Source organism: Allobosea sp., from assembly GCF_035944895.1.
Classification (GTDB): domain Bacteria; phylum Pseudomonadota; class Alphaproteobacteria; order Rhizobiales; family Beijerinckiaceae; genus Allobosea.
This window is the reverse complement of the sequence record NZ_DASZAT010000005.1, coordinates 135,271-151,944: the sequence shown is the minus strand read 5'-3', so window position 1 is coordinate 151,944 and position 16,674 is coordinate 135,271. Positions and strand designations below refer to the sequence as shown.

Here is a 16,674-nt window from a genome sequence, read left to right as displayed (position 1 = left end):
CATCGTCGCGCCCGTGTCCCGTTTCGCCCAGATCTGCTGGCTGGCAGGCGTCGCAGGCTGCTGCGGCGTCGCCGGGCTGACGGCCTGGCCGGAGCATGCCTTGGCGCAGACGGCCGATATGCCGGCACGCGCACGCACACCCACCTTGCGGACAGGCACGCCCGATTATGTCGCGCAAAGGTCGGGCCCGACTCCCGGGACTGCCACCGCCCTGCCTGATGGCGTCGAGGATGCGGCCGCCCCGCCTCGCGGCCGTTCCAGCGCGATCTCAAGCGGCCAACCCACACGCGCCAGCCAGCCGGTCAGGTCCTCGCGCCTGCGCGGCGTCACCCAGCGTGAGTTCCGTACGCCACCGCCGACAGTGTCCAACCTGCCCCCCGCGCTCCCGCCCGCGCCGGAACCGCGCAAGCGCAAGCGGCCGGAAGAAGACCCTTACGCACCGCTCGGCCTGCGGCTCGGCAACGTCATCCTGCGCCCGGCGATCACCGGCTCGGTCGGCTATGACAACAATCCCGAGCGCATCTCCGGGGCGAGCAAGGGCTCGCTGTTCACCCGCACCGAGGGCGAGCTCGGTATCCAGTCCGACTGGAACGTGCATGAGCTCACCGGCATGCTGCGCGGCGGCTACAGCCGCTATTATCGCAACGACAGCGCCTCGCGACCGGATGCGGAAGGCAACATGTCGCTGCGGCTGGACGCGACGCGCGACACCCGCATCCTGCTCGAATCGCGCCTGCGGCTCGACACGCAGCGGCCGGGCTCGCCCGACCTGACCTCCGCCGTGCAGGGCCGGCCGATCACCTGGAACTATGGCGCCGCGGCCGGCGTCACCCACGACTTCAACCGCCTGCAGGTGACCTTGCGCGGCTCGGTCGACCGGCAGGACTACGAGGACGCCAGTCTCGGCAATGGCCGCATCCTCAGCCAGGCTGACCGCAACCAGACACAATACGGCTTGCGCCTGCGCGCGGCCTATGAGGTGACGCCGGGCTTCAAGCCCTTTGTCCAGGGCGAGATCGACACCCGCCAGTTCGACCAGAAGGTCGATTCCAGCGGCTATATGCGTTCCTCCGACGGCTATACGCTTCGCCTCGGCTCGACCTTCGAGATCAGCCGCATGCTCACCGGCGAGGTCTCAGGCGGCTATCAGGACCGCAAATACGAGGATGGCCGCTTGCGGAACCTGCGGGGCTTCGTCGGCGATGCCGCGATCCTGTGGACGCCGACGCCGCTGACCACGGTGACGCTGCGTGGCTCGGCCGAGCTCGGCGACACCACCATTCCCGGCTCGAGCGGCACGACCGCACGCCGCGTCGGTCTCGAGGTGGCGCATGCCCTGCGTCGCAACCTGACCGTCACCGGCTTCACCACCTTCGGCCGCACCGAATATGACGGCCAGGACCTGCGCGAGAACCTGTCGACCATCGGCGCCAGGCTCGAATACAAGCTGACGCGGACCTTCGCGATCCGCGCCAGCTTCACCCATGAGCGGCTGAACTCGACCAATCAGGGCTCGGACTACACCGCCAACGTCGCACAGGTCGGGCTGAGGGTGCAGTTTTGATCTGACGGCACGGCGTCGTCAGCCCTCGTGCTTCTCCAGGAACGCCTCGACGCTCAGCGCCCGGAAGTCGTCGAGCGCGGTGCGCAGCTGGGCATGCTCCCAGTTCCACCAGGCCAGCGCCTTCAGCCGCTCGGCAATCTCCCCCGGAAAGCGGCTGCGGATAATGCGGGCCGGGTTGCCAGCCACGATGGTGTAGTCGGGCACGTCCTTGGTCACGACCGCGCCGCCCGCGACGACTGCGCCGGTGCCGATGCTGCGGCCGGCGAGCACGATGGCGCCATGGCCGATCCAGACATCATGGCCGATCGTGACGGGCGTCGAGCGGCGCCAGTCGAAGAAGGCGGCCTCGTCCTCAGCATCCTCGAAATAGGCGCTGGCGCGATAGGTGAAATGCGCCTGGCTCGCCCGCTGCATCGGGTGGTTGCCGGGGTTGATGCGGGTATGAGCCGCGATCGAGCAGAACTTGCCGATGGTCGTGTAGATGATGTTGGAGTCGTTCACGACATAGGAATAGTCGCCGAGCGTCGATTCCGCGAAAACGGTGCGGGCGCCGATCTCGGTATAGCGGCCGAGCACGGCGTCACGGACATTCGCGGTCGGGTCGATCACGGGTTCGAGCCCGAGCTTCTTGCCTGCCATGACGGGCTTCCTTGCGGGATGAACTAGCCGAGCGGGATGTTGTCGAGCAGCACGAAGCGGCTGCCGCGGTTCGCTTGCTTGAAGATGGCGACACGGTCGATCTGAACCGGGCCAGCCGGCAAGGCCTGTGCGTAAGCCTGCGCCAGTGCCGCCTTGACGGGGACGACATGCTCATCCGGCAGCGAGCCGGTCAGCGTCATGTGGAAGCGGAAGGCGTCACCGACATAGGGGTAGCCATAGGCCTCGAGATAGGCGCGATGCGCCGGCGTCAGCGGGCTCTGCAGGCGCCGCGCGAGGTCGGCCTCGGAGAGCGGTGCACGAAACGGCTCGAAGGCCTGGACGATGTCGAAGGCGAAGCGCTGCAGCTCCTCGCTCGGCTCCGACGGCGTCAGCGCGATGAAGCGGCCGAGCGCATTGACCGAGAGCCCCGCGAGCCGGACCGGCGGGCGGCCGGCGACATAGTTGCGGGCGAAGGCGCGCAGGGCGCCCTCATTGCGGCCATTGGCAAGCTCGAACGGCGCCTTCAGCGTGGCGTGAAAACCATAGCGGCGCGGTTCGGCCGTCACCTCCGGCCAATCCAGACCCTCGCAGCCCGGCGGCACGGCGAAGTCGATGTCCGCCCCGGTGACGGCGTCATAGCCCAGCGTCGCGCTGCCGAAGCGCCAGAGGGCGCTGTCGGCTGCGGGAGCGTAGTAGAGCGCGTAGCGCGGCGCGGATTGGGTCATGCTGCGCTCAGAAGGCCCGGCGTCCCTGCGACCAGACGGTGGCGATCACCGGCGTCGCGCCCAGCGCCTTGAAGCGCACGATATCGGCGCGCAGGCCCGGCTTGAGATGACCGCGATCTTTCAGGCCGAGGATGTCGGCGACCTTCCAGGTGACCTTGGCCATCGCCCCCGGCAGGGTGATGCCGTGCTTGTCGTGGAGCTTGAGCACGGCCTGCAGCAGGCTCGCCGGAACATAGTCGGAGGAGAGCCCGTCGAGCAGGTCCTTCTCGGCGAGTTCCGCCACCGAGACACCGCCGGAATGCGAGCCGCCGCGGACGACGTTGGGAGCGCCCGCGATGGTGGCGAGGCCGCGCTGCTTGGCCGCCTCGGCAGCCTCGACCGTGGTCGGAAATTCCGAGATCACCGCGCCCGAGGCGATGCCGGCCTCGACATGCTCGATCGTGGTGTCGTCATGGGTCGCGATCGGGATGCCGCGCGACTGGAACATCTCGACCACGGCGCTCCAGTTGCGACCGACATTGGCCGTTCCCTCACGCTGGCGGACGCTGACGTCCTCCTCGAACTCGGCCTCGGTCTTGCCGTTGCCGAGTGCGTAGGTACGCAGGTGAGCGAGATCGCGCCACTGCCGCTGGCCGGGCGTGTGGTCCATCAGCGAGACGAGCTGGACCAGGGCATCGTCCTGATAGGGCTCGATATCCCTGAGCAAGTCGGGGCTGGTCAATTCGCAGCGCATATGGATGCGGTGGTCGATGCGGAAGACGCCCTCGGCACTGCCGAGCCTGAGCGCGTCCATCACGTCGGAGAAAATGTCCTTGCGGTAGTCCTTGGCCGAGAAGGGCGTGCCGGCGCAGATCGCGTCGTAGACGGTGGTGACGCCGGCTGCCGCCATCTGCGCGTCATGGACCAAAGCCGCCGCGAGCCCGTTCGGCCAGAAGACCTTCGGGCGCGGCATGAAGTGCTTTTCCATGTTGTCGGTGTGCATCTCGACGAGGCCGGGCGCGACATAGTCGCCCTGCACGTCGATCGCCTCCGGCAGGGAGGAGCGGCCCTGATCGACCGAGCGGATGCCGCTCTCGTCGAAGGCGATGGTCCCGGTGACGACCTCGTCCTCGAGGATCAGGCGGGCATTGGTCAGGATGGTGGACATCAGGCGGCCTTCCGGAAATCGGTGATGTCGAGATAGCGGGTCGCGACAGCCTCTCGCACGGCTTCGTCATGGAAGATACCGACGATGGCGGAGCCCTGTTCGCGCGCTTCGGCGATCAGCTTGACCACGACATTACGGTTGTTGGCGTCGAGCGAGGCGGTCGGCTCGTCGATCAGCATGATCGGCGAGGGATCGACGAAGGAGCGAGCGATGTTGACGCGCTGCTGCTCGCCGCCGGAGAAGGTCGCCGGGGCGAGTTCCCAGAGGCGTTGCGGCAGGTTGAGACGGGCGAGCATGGCTTTCGCACGCTCGCTGGCTTCCTCGGGTGTGGCGCCGCGAGCGAGCAGCGGATCGCGGACGATGTCGAGCGCCGTGACGCGCGGGATCACCCGCAGGAACTGCGAGACGAAGCCGAGCGTGCGGCGGCGGATGTCGAGCACGGTGCGCGGCACAGCCGAGACGATGTCGATCGGCCGGCCGCCATGGGTGATGGCGATGGTGCCGGAGGTCGGGCGGTAATTGCCGTAGAGGATGCGCAGCAGGCTCGACTTTCCGGCGCCGGAGGCGCCAGCCAGCACCAGCGCCTCGCCGGCGGCGACGGTAAAGTTGACGTTGTCGAATACCGGCAGGCGCACGCCACCCTGGTTGTGCAGGGTGAATTCCTTGGCGACGTTCTCGACGTGAATCATCGTGGTCATGGTGTCAGTGCCTTGTGCCGGCGCGGTGACGAGGATGTGACGGCGCTCATACGGTCAGCACCGCGGAGGTCAGAAGCTGGGTGTAAGCGTGCTGGGGATCGTCGAGGACCTGGTCGGTCAGGCCCTGCTCGACGACGCGGCCATCCTTCATCACCATCAGGCGGTCGGTGAGCAGGCGCGCGACGGCAAGGTCGTGGGTGACGATGATCGCGGCGAGGCCGAGATCGCGCACCAGCACGCGCAGCAGGTCGAGCAGGCGGGCCTGGACGGAGACGTCGAGGCCGCCGGTCGGCTCGTCCATGAAGACGAGCTTCGGCTCGGAGACCAGCACGCGGGCGATCTGCAGGCGTTGCTGCATGCCGCCGGAGAACTGGCGCGGCCGGTCGTCGATCCGCTCGCCGGCGATCTCGACGCGCTGCAGCCAGTCGAGCGCGGTCTCGCGGATCCGGCCGTAATGGCGGGCGCCATTGTCCATCAATCGCTCGCCGACATTGCCGCCGGCCGAGACGTCCATACGCAGGCCGTCGCGTGGGTTCTGATGGACGATGCCCCAGGCGGTGCGCATCAGCCGGCGCCGCTCCTGCTCGGCGACCGAATAGATGTCGAGCGGTTCGGCTCCGCCCCGGAACAGCACCTCACCCTCGTCGGGCTTGTCGATGCCGGCGAGACAGCGCAGCAGGGTCGACTTGCCGGAGCCGGATTCGCCGACGATGCCCAGCACCTCGCCCGGCCAGAGGTCGAAGGAGACCTCGGCGCAGCCGATGCGCTCGCCATAGAAGCGGCTGACGCCGGCGACCGAGAGCAGCGGGGCGGGATCGAGCCCGAGCCCCTGCGGATTGACCTGCATGTTCATGGCTTGGCCTCGTCTTCGACCAGATGCAGCGCCGAGGCGTCGGCGAGCATGGCGCCGCGATGGCCTTCGGCCCGCCGCGTCTCGCAATGATGGCTGTCGGAGCAGACGAACATCCGCCCGCCCTGGTCGTCGATCACCACCTCGTCGAGATAGGAATCGGCGGCGCCACAGAGGGCGCAGGGCTGCTCCCAGCTCTGGATGCGGAAGGGATGGTCGTCGAAATCGAGGCTGCGGACGCTGGTATGCGGCGGCACCGCATAGATGCGCTTCTCGCGGCCGGCGCCGAAGAGCTGCAGCGCTGGCGACATCTGCATCTTCGGATTGTCGAATTTCGGGATCGGCGACGGCGCCATGACATAGCGGCCATTGACCATGACCGGGTAGTCATAGGTCGTCGTCACCTCGCCGAAGCGGGCGATGTTCTCATAGAGCTTGACCTGCATCAGCCCGTATTCGGCCCAGGCGTGCATCTTGCGTGTCTCGGCCTCGTGCGGCTCGAGCTTCCTGAGCGGCTCGGGCTGCGGCACCTGGTAGACCATGATCTGGCCGGCCTTCAGCGGCGCCTCCGGGATACGGTGGCGGGTCTGGATGATCGTCGCCTCGTCGGTCACCTCGGTCGTGCGCGCATCGGCGGTGCGCTCGAAGAAGCGGCGGATCGAGACGGCGTTGGTGGTGTCGTCGGCGCCCTGGTCGATGACCTTCAGCGTGTCGTCCGGCCCGATAATCGCGGCGGTGACCTGGATGCCGCCGGTGCCCCAGCCACGGGCGAGCGGCATCTCGCGCGAGCCGAACGGAACCTGGTAGCCGGGGATCGCAACGGCCTTGAGCAGAGCGCGGCGGATCATCCGCTTGGTCTGCTCGTCGAGATAGGCGTAGTTGTACGCCGGCCTGGTCTCGTCGCTGATGCTCTGGTGCACGGTCATTCCGCGGCCTCCGACAGGACTTCCTGTTGCTCGGCAAGGCGCTGCTCGCGCTCACGCCGGATGCGGCGGATCAGTTCGAGCTCGCCCTGGAAATCGACGTAATGCGGCAGCTTCAGATGCTCGACGAAGCCGGCCGCCTCGACATTGTCGGAGTGGTAGAGGACGAACTCGTCCTGCTGGGCCGGATAGGTCGCCGCCTCGCCGAACTCGCGCGCCTTCAGCGCCCGGTCGACCAAGGACATCGACATCGCCTTGCGCTCGCTATGGCCGAAGGAGAGCCCGTAGCCGCGGGTGAATTGCGGCGGGACCTCCTTGGAGCCGGCGAACTGGTTGACCATCTGGCATTCGGTCAGGGTGATATCGCCGAGATCGACGGCGAAACCGAGCTCCTCCGGCACGTATTCGACCGCGACCTCCCCGACGCGGACCTCGCCGACGAAGGGGTGACTGTTGCCGTAGCCGCGCTGCACGGAATAGCCGAGGCCGAGCATGAAGCCCTCATCGCCACGCGCCATCGCCTGCAGGCGGACATCGCGGTCGGCCGGGAAGGTTACGGGCTCGCGGGTGAGGTCGAAGGGGCGCGGATCGCCTTCCAGCGGCGCCTCTTCCTCCATCAGCCCCTCGGCGCCGAGGATATCAGGCACGCGCGGCATCGAGGCGTCGAGCGGCTGCGCGGCCGGCTGGGCCTGCGTCTCACTCGGCGCGGTCTCATCCATCAGGGCGAAATCGAAGAGCCGGTGAGTATAGTCATAGGTCGGGCCGAGCACCTGGCCGCCCGGCAGGTCCTTGTAGGTCGCCGAGACGCGGCGGCGGATCGCCATCTTCGCCGTATCGAGCGGCTCGGAAGAACCGAAGCGCGGCAAGGTGGTGCGATAGGCGCGCATCAGGAAGGCGGCCTCGATCGCATCGCCCTGCGCCTGCTTCAGCGCCAGCGCTGCAAGATCGGGATCGTAGAGCGAGCCCTCGTTCATGACGCGGCCGCAGGCGAGGCCCATCTGCTCGCGGATCTGCGAAACGGCGAGCTCCGGCACGCTCTCATCGCCGCGCCTTGCCTCGGCTACGAGATCATGGGTGGCGAGGATGGCGGCTTCGCCGCCCTTGACCGCGACATACATCAACGGGTCTCCACGATTTGCGTCGAACGCGGCAGGCCGAGCACCTGCGCGCCCTGGACCAGCAGCAGATCGACACCGAGCGGGTAGACTGCAGCGTTGTCTTCGACCTCGGCCCAGAAGCCGGGACGCAGGCCAGTCGGGGCGATGGAGCGCCGGCCGGGAATGCCGGGGCCTTCGAGCGTGACCGCCTCGCCGCCTTCAAACCCGGCGCACTGAACCAGCACCGTGGTCGAGCGATCCGGGAACTGGTCGTCGCCGGCATTGAAGGCGGAGAGCTTCGGCTCGGTCGCGGCGCCGTCGATCACGGCGAAGGCGGCGCGGGCGGGATCATCGACGAGGGCGGCGCCGCAATGGAAGCGCAGCCAGGCGCCGGCCGGGCCATCGCGCAGGGCAGCCGGCAGCCAGATCGGGGTCTCGTAATCGGCAAGCGTCAGCAGCGCGATGGCAGTCGCGGCTTCAAGTCCGGCGGGCGGCACGCTCGCATCGCCGAGATCGCAGGCGAGGCCCGGCTCGGACAGCGCCGCCAGCAGCGCGCGAAACGCGCTTTGCGATTGGAAGACCGGGTCGGCGAAGCCGGTGTGAATCTGGTTGTCGTCCTGCATCGTCACGCCCCCCTGACCAGCGTGAAGAAATCGACCTTGGTGGCCGCCGCCTTGCGCGAGGCGAGCTCGCGCGCCTGCTGCTGCTGCTGGGCAAGCGCGAAGACGCCACGCCGCAGCGGGCCGGTCTCGACTTCGCCTTGAAGGAGCGCATCGGTCACCGCCGCCAGCCGCGCCTTGCGGCCATCGCGACCGAGTGCGTAGGAAAAGCCCATGGCGCCGCTTTCGAGGCGGACAACGCAGCGCGTCACCGTCGCCTCGCCAAGGTTGAAGCGGCGGCCGGCGCCGCCGGCGCGGCCTTCGACCATGACGGTGCCGGTCTCGGGCGCCTTGAGCAGCTCATGCGTCGGCAGCGGCCCCGCCTGCTGCAGCAAGGCGTCGATCTCGCCTTGCGTCGCACGGGCCAGCACTGCCATCCAATGCTGGCGTGTCGCGATGTCCGTCATGCCGTGTCGGCCTCTCGCCAAGCGTGAATGTCTAGACTATAATAAGCCTGTCACCAGAAAAGGTCTATACATTTTGGATGAAACTTTGATGACGGGGACGCCGGACAATCGGGGCGGCGATGGCAGCACGGCCTGGCGGCGGATCGCCGACGCGCTCGCAACCTCGATCGAGCAGGGCGAATACGAGCCCGGCGACACACTGCCGGCTTCGGTCGCACTGGCAGAGCGCTATGGCGTGCACCGGCACACGGTACGCCAGGCCTTCCGGCATCTCGCCGAGCGCGGATTGGTGACGGTCTCACGCGGCCGTGGCACGCAGGTGACGGCGCCGCGCTTCCCCTACAAGCTCGGCCGCCGGGTCAGCATGCGTACCAATTTCGGCGCTGCTGGCATTGCGGTCTCGGGCGCCGTGCTGGCCTCGGAGATCATCGCCGGCGAGGCGCAGCATTGCGAACTGCTCGGGCTGCCGGAGGGCGCGCCGCTCTGGGCGATCGAGACCCTGAGCCGGGCCGGCGGCACGCCGGTCGGTACCGGCATCCACTATCTCAGCGTCGCGCGTTTTCCGCGCTTCGACGAGATCCTGACGGGAGCCGGGTCATCGATCACCGCCGCCTTCAAGGCCTGCGGCATCGCCGACTATGTGCGGCGCTCGACCCGGCTGGCGGCGCGGCTCGCCAGCGAGCGCGAGGCGGCCTTGCTCAAGATCGAGCCGGGCGCGGCGGTGCTGACCTCGGACGCGATCGACGCCCTGCCCGACCTGACGCCGATCCACATCGTCAACAGCGTCTTCGCCGGCGAGCGGATGGAGATGGTGGTCGAGCCCTTCGGGGATTAGCGCCCGACCACCGCTAGCGGCTCAGCCGCGCTCGTAGAGCAGGCGGGCTCGGATCGTGCCGTCCAGCGCCCGGATCTCCTCGATGATCTCGCGGGCGACTTCGCCGACCGGATCGGCCTCCATCACGACATAGCCGATCTCGCCGTCGGTCTGGAAATTCTGGGCGGCGATGTTGATGTTGCGGCTGGCGAAGACGTCGTTGAGGCGGCGCAGCATGCCCGGCGCATTGCGCTGGACCTGGATGAAGCGGGTGCCGGCAGGCCGGGCCGGCAACTGCACCTGCGGGAAATTGACCGCGCCGACGGTCGAGCCGACATCGGAATAATCGACCAGCTTGCGCGCCACCTCGGCGCCGATGCGCTCCTGCGCTTCTTCCGTCGAGCCGCCGATATGCGGGGTCAGGATGACGTTGGACAGGCCCTGCAGCGGGGTGACGAAGCGCTCGCTGTTCGAGGCCGGCTCCTTCGGGAAGACGTCCACGGCGGCGCCGGCGAGCGCGCCACTGCGCAACGCTTCGGCGAGCGCATCGAGATCCACGACCGTGCCACGCGAATTGTTGATGAGATAGGCGCCCTGCTTCATCGCCGCGATCTCGGCCTTGCCGATCATGTTGTGCGTGGCGGGGGTCTCCGGCACGTGCAGCGAGACGACGTCGCTGTTGGCGAGCAGGGCCTTCAGGCTCTCGACCGGCTCGGTGTTGCCGTGGCGGAGGCGGTCGGTGTGATCGTAATAGATCACGCGCATGCCCATCGCCTCGGCGATGTTGGAGAGCTGGCTGCCGATATTGCCGTAGCCGACGATACCGAGAACCTTGCCGCGCACCTCGAAGGAGCCGTTGGCCGACTTGTCCCAGCCGCCCTCATGCGCAGAGCGCGAGCGGTCGGGAATCCGGCGCAGCAGCATGACGATCTCGCCGATGGTGAGTTCGGCGACGCTGCGGGTGTTGGAGAAAGGCGCGTTGAAGACCGGGACGCCGCGCAGGCGGGCGGCGTCGAGATCGACCTGGTTGGTCCCGACCGAGAAGCAGCCGACAGCGAAGAGGCGCTTGGCGGCGGCGAAGACCGGCTCGGTCAGCTGGGTGCGCGAGCGGATGCCGAGGATATGCGTCTTCTCGATGGCCTCGATGAGCTGGGCCTCGTCGAGCGCCTTCGGCAGGCGGGTCAGGTTGGTGTAGCCGGCCTGCTGCAAAGCGGCGACGGCGGAATCGTTGATCCCCTCGAGCAGGAGGACGCGGAGGCGGTCCTTCGGGAAGGAAAGCCGGTCGGTGGGGAGGTTCATGGCGCGCTCGATGGTCCAGCGATGCGCCTGCTCGCCTGATCGGGCGGAAGGCGCCGGAGCGCCCGCTATAGACCTGTTGTCGCAGCGCACAACCGCAAAGTTGTCGCGGCCGGTGCCCGCTAAGCGCTGGCGGCGCGCAAGGGCACGACGCCGCCCGGCGGCACCGGCGTCAGATGCTGCTGCGGCAAGAGGAAGGGCTGGCCGGCAGGTGGCAGGCGGCTGAAGGAGAGCGAGACGCGGAAGACGCCGCGCAGCAGATTGTCGTCGAGGATAGCAGACGGCTCGCCCTGCGCGACGATCGCGCCTTCATGCATCACCACCAGCCGGTCGGCATAGGTCACGGCGAGGTTGAGGTCATGCAGCACGACCAGAACGGCCGCGCCTTGCGCCGCGATGCTGCGGGCGGCATCGAGCAGCGAGAGCTGGTGGCAGAGGTCGAGGCTGGCGATCGGCTCGTCGAGGAAGAGAATCTGGCGCTGCGCGACGCTGCGGCCGGCTTCGAGCTGACAAAGCGCCCTGGCGAACTGGACGCGCTGCTGCTCGCCGCCTGAGAGGGTCTGATACTGGCGGCCGGCGAGGCCGATCACCCCGGCGGTCTCCAGCGCCTGTGCGATGATCTCACTCTTGCGGGCACGCGACTGCGCTCGGCCGACACCCTCCAGGCCGAGGCGCGCAACCTCGTAGACGCTGAACGGGAAGGCGAGGCGCTGGTTCTGCACCATCACGGCACGGCGGCAGGCGAGTTCCCAGGCCGGGATCTGCGGCAAGGTCGCGCCGTCCATGCGGACCGTGCCCTGCGCTGGCGAAAGCTCGCCGGTCAGAAGCTTGAGCAGGGTCGACTTGCCGGCACCGTTGGGGCCGACCACGATCGTGGTAGCGCCCTCTTCGAGCGCGAGCGAAGCGCCGCGCACCAAGGTGCTGCCGCGCACCGAGAAGGACAGGTCATCGGCTTCGAGGATCGCCATGCTCAGAGCTCCGCGATCCGGCCGCGGCGCAGCAGCAGCCAGAGGAAGAAGGGCGCACCGATGAAGGCGGTGACGATGCCGATCGGCAGCTCCGCCGGCACGACGACGAGCCGGGCGATGATGTCGGCGCCGACCAGCAGGGCGGCGCCGCCGATCGCCGACAGCGGCAGCAGCAGGCGATGGTCGGGGCCGATCGAGAGCCGGATCAGATGCGGCACGACGATGCCGACGAAGCCGATCACGCCGGCCGCGGCGACACTGGCACCGACCGCGAGCGCGACCAGCAGGATCGCGAGCGCCTTGATGCGCTGGACGGGCACGCCGAGATGGTAGGCCTCGGCCTCGCCGAGCATCAAGGCGTTCAGCCCCCGCGCCAGCAACGGCACGGCGAAGAGCAGCGGCAGCACGATCGGCGCCACCACCGAAAGCTTGGTCCAGCTCGCACCGCCGAGGCTGCCGAGCGACCAGAAGGTCAGGTCGCGCAATTGCCGGTCGTCGGAGATGAAGGCGAGCAGACCGGTGAGCGAGCCAGCCAGCGCGCCAAGTGCAACGCCGGCCAGCAGCATGGTCGCAACCGAGGTGCGGCCCTGGCGGGTCGCGATCAGATAGAGCGCCAGCGTCGAGACGAGGCCGCCGAAAAAGGCGCCGAAGGGCAGCACCGCGAAGGGCAGCTTCATTGCGAAATTCGCCAGGAAGAGGCGATCGCCGAGCACGATCGTCGCTGCGGCGGCGAGGCCGGCGCCGGCAGAGACGCCGACAAGGCCGGGATCGGCAAGCGGGTTGCGGAACAGGCCCTGCATCAGCGCGCCGGAAATGGCCAGAGCCGCCCCGACCAGCGCGCCGAGCAGCAGGCGCGGCATGCGGATATTGAGCACGACCAGCGCCTCGCGGCTGCCCAGCAGATCGACGGGGCCGAGGCCGAGTTTGGCGATGAGAATGTCGGCGACGCGGCCGGGCGCGATGGCGAAAGCCCCTGCCCCGAGCGAAAGCAGCATCAACATCAGGCAGAGTCCGACCAGCGCGGCGACGGCGATCACACCCTTGCGGCGGTGACCGGCCGTGAGCACGGCCAGCGCCGCGGCACTCGCACTCAGGGGCTGCTTCACGGCAAGCGTCATTTGGCGGCGGAGAGCTGGGCGACCTTGGCTTCGGGGTAGAGCTCGGCCATCAGATCTCGCGCTGCGTTGGGGGTGCGCGGGCCGAAGCCGAGAAGATAGAGTCCGTCCATCCGGATCAGCGACTGCTGTTTTGCTGCCGGCGTCTGCGAGAAGGCGGGCATGGCGTAGAGTTCGGCGGCGACGGCACTGTGCGCCCCGCTGTTGGTATGGCGCATCATCAGCACGACGTCGGGTGCCGCGGTGATGATCGCCTCGTCGGTCATCGGCTTGAAGCCTTCGACAGCGCTGGCGGCATTGACGCCACCGGCAAGCGCGATGATCGCATCGGCAGTGGTGGCTCTGCCACCGACCAGGGTGCGCCCGTTCTGCAGCGAGAGCACGAACAGGACGCGCTTCTGCCCGGGCAGGCCGGAGCGCAGCTTGTCGAGCTCTTCGAAGCGCCCTTTCACCGCGGCAGCGAGCTGCTGCGCCGACTCGGCGACTCCGGCGGCCTTGCCGATCGCAGCGATCTTCGAAACCACGGCTTCCGGCGTCAGCGCTTCCGGGATCATGGTGATCGGCGTGCCGGATTCCTTGAGCAGGGCGAGCGCGTCGGGCGGACCGGCGCCTTCCACCGCGATGACCTGCGAGGGTTTCAGCGAGAGCACGCCCTCGGCCGAGAGCGCCCGGACATAGCCGACGCTCTTCTTATCCTTCAGCGCCTCCGGCGGCCACTGGCTGGTGGTGTCGACGCCGACCACCTTGTCCTGCTGGCCGAGCGCATAGAGCACTTCGGTGACGACGCCGCCGGCCGCGACGATGCGCTCGGCGGCCTGCGCCCGGGCGGAGGAGACGACGGCCAGCGGCTCCAGCGACCCGAATAGGCCGCCCAGCGCCAGCAGGGACACGGCGGCGGCAGCTGCGACCTCTCGGCCGAGGCGCTTGGCTCTGAAGCCCGCGAGCGGAGCGGATGAAGGCGCTTGCAGCGTGCCCATGATCGATCTCATGCATGCGACGACGCGTAGCAGAAGCGACCATGGCGCCCAGCTACACTGAAGTCATTACAAAGTAATAGCTCTTTTATAATCATTCAAAACAACGATTATTGGAGCCGTTGTTGACGGTGATATGCAGCTTTACTAAGGAGGGTCAAGAGCGGCGCAAGCTGCCAGACCATCACCTTTTCTGAACCGCCGAGGATTTCCCGATGTTCATCGCCATGAATCGCTTCAAGGTCGTCAAGGGGGAGGAGGAGGCCTTCGAGACGGTCTGGTCCTCGCGCAAGACCCGCCTCGACGAGATGAAGGGTTTCATCGCCTTCCATCTGCTCAAGGGCCCGGAGAAGGAGGACCACACCCTCTACTCCTCGCACACCACCTGGGCCTCGAAGGCCGATTTCACCGCCTGGACCACGTCGGACCAGTTCCGCGAGTCGCACCGCAATGCCGGCCAGCCGCGGCCGACGCCGCTCTATCTCGGCCACCCCGAATTCGAGGGCTTCGAGACGATCCTGACCGAGCACAACCCGCATCTGCCGCGCCAGGCGGCCGAGTGAGAGGCTGATCACGATGTCGTTTGCCGAGACATTGGCCCCGGCTGCTTCCGCCGAAGCCATGGAGAAGGTCCGGGCAGCGCTCGCGGCCAAGCCGGACGGGGTGATCGAGGCGGTCGCGCGCGAGCACGGCGTCTCGACGCTGGCCGTGCTCGAGGCGACGCCGGAAGAACAGCGCCTCTTCATCGCCGCGGAGCGCTTCGAAGCGCTCTGGCAGGAGCTGTCGAACTGGGGCACGGTGCTCTTCATCGTGCACACGCCCGACATCGTGCTCGAATGCGAGGGCTCGCTGCCGGTCGGCTCCTTCGGCCACGGCTACTACAACATCCATGGCGACAGCCCGATCGGCGGCCATATCAAGGCCGGCAACTGCACGGCGATCTACCTCGTCGATCGCGCCTTCCACGGCCGCCGCTCCTGCTCGGTGCAGTTCTTCAACGGCGCCGGCGAGGCAATGTTCAAGGTCTTCGTCCGCCGCGATGCGGCGCGCGAGCTCCTGCCCGATCAGGTCGCACGCTTCGAGGCGCTGAAGCGCGATTTCGCCTGAGCCGACCACTTCGGCGGCTGACCACGCCATCAGAGCCTCCGCCGCCCGCCGGCGGAGGCTTTCTTGTCAGGCCATGGACGCATGGCCGCAGGCTGATCGCTGACAAATGACGTCAATCGCCACGCTTCCGCCACAAGCACCCCCATATCGGGTGGGCGGTGCCAGAGATATCGCGAAAGATCGAGAATTTACCAAGCGTTAACCATAGAAGCGCAGCTTTCTGCCTGCGGAGAAAAGCGACGTGATCGACATCGTTGATCGCGCACGGACTCCGACAGGCGAGCGCCACGGCCGGCCGGCCGACGCAGACGACCTGCCCGAGAACCCGGCTGAGGACGCTGCGATGGCGGCACAGCTCGCCTTGACTCGGGTCAGTCTCGCCAAGGACCTGATCGGGCCGGCATCGGCCGCGGCCAGCCCCAAAGCAGCGCTGTCATCGCTCGCCAAGCGCGCCGGCTTCCGCAACGGAGCGATGCTGGCGCTGCGGTTCGTGCAGGCGCGCCTGTTGTCGGTGTGGGGGCTGCTGCTGGCCGCCGCGCTGTGCCCACCCCAGGTCTTCGCTGACTTCGCGATCTTCGCGGCCCTGGCCAACCTGACTTCGATCGCCGTCCTGCTGCGATTCGAGGCGGTGTTCTTCCAGAACAACGACCGGCTGCGGCTCGGCCGCGCCTTCCGACTGGCGGTCGCCACCGGCATCATCTTTCTCGCCGGGGCCGTGATCGCGGTCCTGTTCGCGGCGTCGCAGGGCTGGATCCTGCGCGGCTTCGGCGCGCTATTCCTGATCTCGCTGGCGAGCCGCGCGGCGATCCGGCTGCTGCTGGCCGAGGCCACGGCAGAAGGCGACTTCGCCACGATCGGCAACAGCAACATCGCCCAGGCGCTGCTCCAGCCCGGGATGATGATCCTGCTGATCTGGCCGCTCGGGCCGATAGCCCTCGCCCTCTTCGCCGCCGATGCGTTCGGCCATGCCGTCGCGGCCTGCTACCTCGCCTGGCGCCGGCGCGGCTCGCTGCTGCGCCTGATGCATCCCTCGCGCTGGTCGCTGACCGAACTGATCATGGCAGGCTGGCAATGGCGCAGCTCGCCGACCTTCCTCCTGCCCTCGGCATTGCTCTCCTTCGGCTTCTCGGCAGCGCCGCTGTTGGCCCTGCCGATGTCGAGCAACCCGGTGCTGGCCGCCCATGTCGCGCTGGCGACGCGCCTGCTCGACATGCCCGCGCAGATGTTCGGCGCCGTGACGACGCCGCTCGTGATGAGCGATCTGCGCAGGCATCGCGGCCACGATCAGCAGAAGCGGGCCCGCCTGCTCACTTTGGGCATGGTGGCGATCGTCGTGGCGCTCTTCACCGCGATCGCCTTCGTTGCCGTCAGCACCGACGAATTGCTCCTGAGCGGCACCAAATGGGGCGGCATCGGCGAGGTGATGGCGATCATGGCGCTGTTCTATGGCAGCGGCGCGCTAGCCGGCCCCTTGCAGGAAATGGGCGCCTTCTCATCGCGCCCGCATAGCCAGATGACAGCCAACGCGGTAGCGCTGGCCGCCGCGGCGATCGTGGTCTGGGGGTTCGGCAGCCTGTCGCCGGCCCTGCTCGCGGTGATCGGGTTGATCTCGCTGGGGCGCCTGCTGCTGCATTTGCGCCTGACATGGACCGCGATCGGCGACCAGCGGGTCGCGAGCGCAAGCTAGCGTC

The 16,674-nt window shown here is 68.1% G+C and carries 18 protein-coding genes; 5 read left to right on the top strand and 13 right to left on the bottom strand.

The features are described 5' to 3' along the window. The first annotated feature begins 13 nt into the window (after positions 1-13). Complete coding sequence (locus VGV58_RS03165) at positions 14-1,564, top strand: outer membrane beta-barrel protein (RefSeq protein WP_326872521.1); 1,551 nt, start codon at positions 14-16, stop codon at positions 1,562-1,564. Between the two features lie 18 nt (positions 1,565-1,582). Here VGV58_RS03165 and VGV58_RS03160 read toward each other — a convergent pair whose 3' ends face one another. Genes VGV58_RS03160 through phnG form a run of 9 tightly spaced genes read right to left on the bottom strand, consistent with a single transcriptional unit; the run spans position 1,583 to position 8,709 of the window. Then, the gene (locus VGV58_RS03160) at positions 1,583-2,203 is read right to left on the bottom strand and encodes an LbetaH domain-containing protein (protein ID WP_326872520.1); all 621 of its coding nucleotides are present in this window, start codon (positions 2,201-2,203) and stop codon (positions 1,583-1,585) included. A gap of 23 nt (positions 2,204-2,226) precedes the next feature. Beyond that, positions 2,227-2,928 carry a DUF1045 domain-containing protein gene (locus VGV58_RS03155; protein ID WP_326872519.1) on the bottom strand — a complete coding sequence of 234 codons (702 nt, stop codon included), beginning with the start codon at positions 2,926-2,928 and terminating at the stop codon, positions 2,227-2,229. Positions 2,929-2,935: 7 nt separating this feature from the next. Further along, the gene (locus VGV58_RS03150; protein ID WP_326872518.1) at positions 2,936-4,075 is read right to left on the bottom strand and encodes an alpha-D-ribose 1-methylphosphonate 5-triphosphate diphosphatase; all 1,140 of its coding nucleotides are present in this window, start codon (positions 4,073-4,075) and stop codon (positions 2,936-2,938) included. Continuing rightward, positions 4,075-4,773 (bottom strand): phosphonate C-P lyase system protein PhnL, encoded by a 699-nt coding sequence (phnL, locus tag VGV58_RS03145; RefSeq protein ID WP_326872517.1) that lies wholly within the window; start codon positions 4,771-4,773, stop codon positions 4,075-4,077. The genes VGV58_RS03150 and phnL overlap by 1 nt, the downstream gene beginning before the upstream one ends. Positions 4,774-4,819: 46 nt before the next feature. Continuing rightward, positions 4,820-5,626 carry a phosphonate C-P lyase system protein PhnK gene (gene phnK, locus VGV58_RS03140; RefSeq protein WP_414643853.1) on the bottom strand — a complete coding sequence of 269 codons (807 nt, stop codon included), beginning with the start codon at positions 5,624-5,626 and terminating at the stop codon, positions 4,820-4,822. Next, the gene (locus VGV58_RS03135) at positions 5,623-6,549 is read right to left on the bottom strand and encodes an alpha-D-ribose 1-methylphosphonate 5-phosphate C-P-lyase PhnJ (RefSeq protein WP_326872516.1); all 927 of its coding nucleotides are present in this window, start codon (positions 6,547-6,549) and stop codon (positions 5,623-5,625) included. The genes phnK and VGV58_RS03135 overlap by 4 nt, the downstream gene beginning before the upstream one ends. Then, complete coding sequence (locus VGV58_RS03130) at positions 6,546-7,664, bottom strand: carbon-phosphorus lyase complex subunit (RefSeq protein WP_326872515.1); 1,119 nt, start codon at positions 7,662-7,664, stop codon at positions 6,546-6,548. The genes VGV58_RS03135 and VGV58_RS03130 overlap by 4 nt, the downstream gene beginning before the upstream one ends. Continuing rightward, positions 7,664-8,266 carry a phosphonate C-P lyase system protein PhnH gene (gene phnH / locus VGV58_RS03125; RefSeq protein ID WP_326872514.1) on the bottom strand — a complete coding sequence of 201 codons (603 nt, stop codon included), beginning with the start codon at positions 8,264-8,266 and terminating at the stop codon, positions 7,664-7,666. Before phnH ends, VGV58_RS03130 begins: the two co-directional genes overlap by 1 nt. A 2-nt stretch (positions 8,267-8,268) precedes the next feature. Next, positions 8,269-8,709 carry a phosphonate C-P lyase system protein PhnG gene (phnG, locus tag VGV58_RS03120; protein WP_326872513.1) on the bottom strand — a complete coding sequence of 147 codons (441 nt, stop codon included), beginning with the start codon at positions 8,707-8,709 and terminating at the stop codon, positions 8,269-8,271. Positions 8,710-8,797: 88 nt separating this feature from the next. On the opposite strand from phnG, the gene phnF reads away from it, so the two are divergent. Next, entirely contained in the window at positions 8,798-9,544 is a 747-nt protein-coding gene (gene phnF, locus VGV58_RS03115; protein ID WP_326872512.1) for a phosphonate metabolism transcriptional regulator PhnF, read from the top strand. A 21-nt stretch (positions 9,545-9,565) separates the two neighbouring features. Here phnF and serA read toward each other — a convergent pair whose 3' ends face one another. The 4 genes from serA to VGV58_RS03095 all read right to left on the bottom strand — a co-directional run bounded on the left by serA (position 9,566) and on the right by VGV58_RS03095 (position 13,879). After that, positions 9,566-10,822 carry a phosphoglycerate dehydrogenase gene (gene serA / locus VGV58_RS03110; protein ID WP_326872511.1) on the bottom strand — a complete coding sequence of 419 codons (1,257 nt, stop codon included), beginning with the start codon at positions 10,820-10,822 and terminating at the stop codon, positions 9,566-9,568. Positions 10,823-10,941: 119 nt separating this feature from the next. After that, on the bottom strand, positions 10,942-11,787 hold the full coding sequence (locus tag VGV58_RS03105; RefSeq protein WP_326872510.1) for a heme ABC transporter ATP-binding protein: 846 nt from the start codon (positions 11,785-11,787) through the stop codon (positions 10,942-10,944). A gap of 2 nt (positions 11,788-11,789) precedes the next feature. Beyond that, on the bottom strand, positions 11,790-12,905 hold the full coding sequence (locus VGV58_RS03100; protein WP_414643852.1) for a FecCD family ABC transporter permease: 1,116 nt from the start codon (positions 12,903-12,905) through the stop codon (positions 11,790-11,792). Beyond that, positions 12,902-13,879 (bottom strand): heme/hemin ABC transporter substrate-binding protein, encoded by a 978-nt coding sequence (locus tag VGV58_RS03095; protein ID WP_326872509.1) that lies wholly within the window; start codon positions 13,877-13,879, stop codon positions 12,902-12,904. Before VGV58_RS03095 ends, VGV58_RS03100 begins: the two co-directional genes overlap by 4 nt. Before the next feature lie 212 nt (positions 13,880-14,091). Here VGV58_RS03095 and VGV58_RS03090 point away from each other — a divergent pair, with 212 nt between their 5' ends. The 3 genes from VGV58_RS03090 (at position 14,092) to VGV58_RS03080 (ending at position 16,670) form a co-directional block, all read left to right on the top strand. Beyond that, the gene (locus VGV58_RS03090) at positions 14,092-14,439 is read left to right on the top strand and encodes an antibiotic biosynthesis monooxygenase family protein (RefSeq protein WP_326872508.1); all 348 of its coding nucleotides are present in this window, start codon (positions 14,092-14,094) and stop codon (positions 14,437-14,439) included. A 13-nt stretch (positions 14,440-14,452) separates the two neighbouring features. Next, positions 14,453-14,983, top strand: a complete 531-nt coding sequence (gene hutX / locus VGV58_RS03085) for a heme utilization cystosolic carrier protein HutX (protein ID WP_326872507.1) — start codon at positions 14,453-14,455, stop codon at positions 14,981-14,983. Between the two features lie 241 nt (positions 14,984-15,224). Next, a complete protein-coding gene (locus VGV58_RS03080; protein ID WP_326872506.1) occupies positions 15,225-16,670 on the top strand; it encodes a hypothetical protein in 1,446 nt (481 codons plus the stop codon). Positions 16,671-16,674 lie beyond the last annotated feature (4 nt).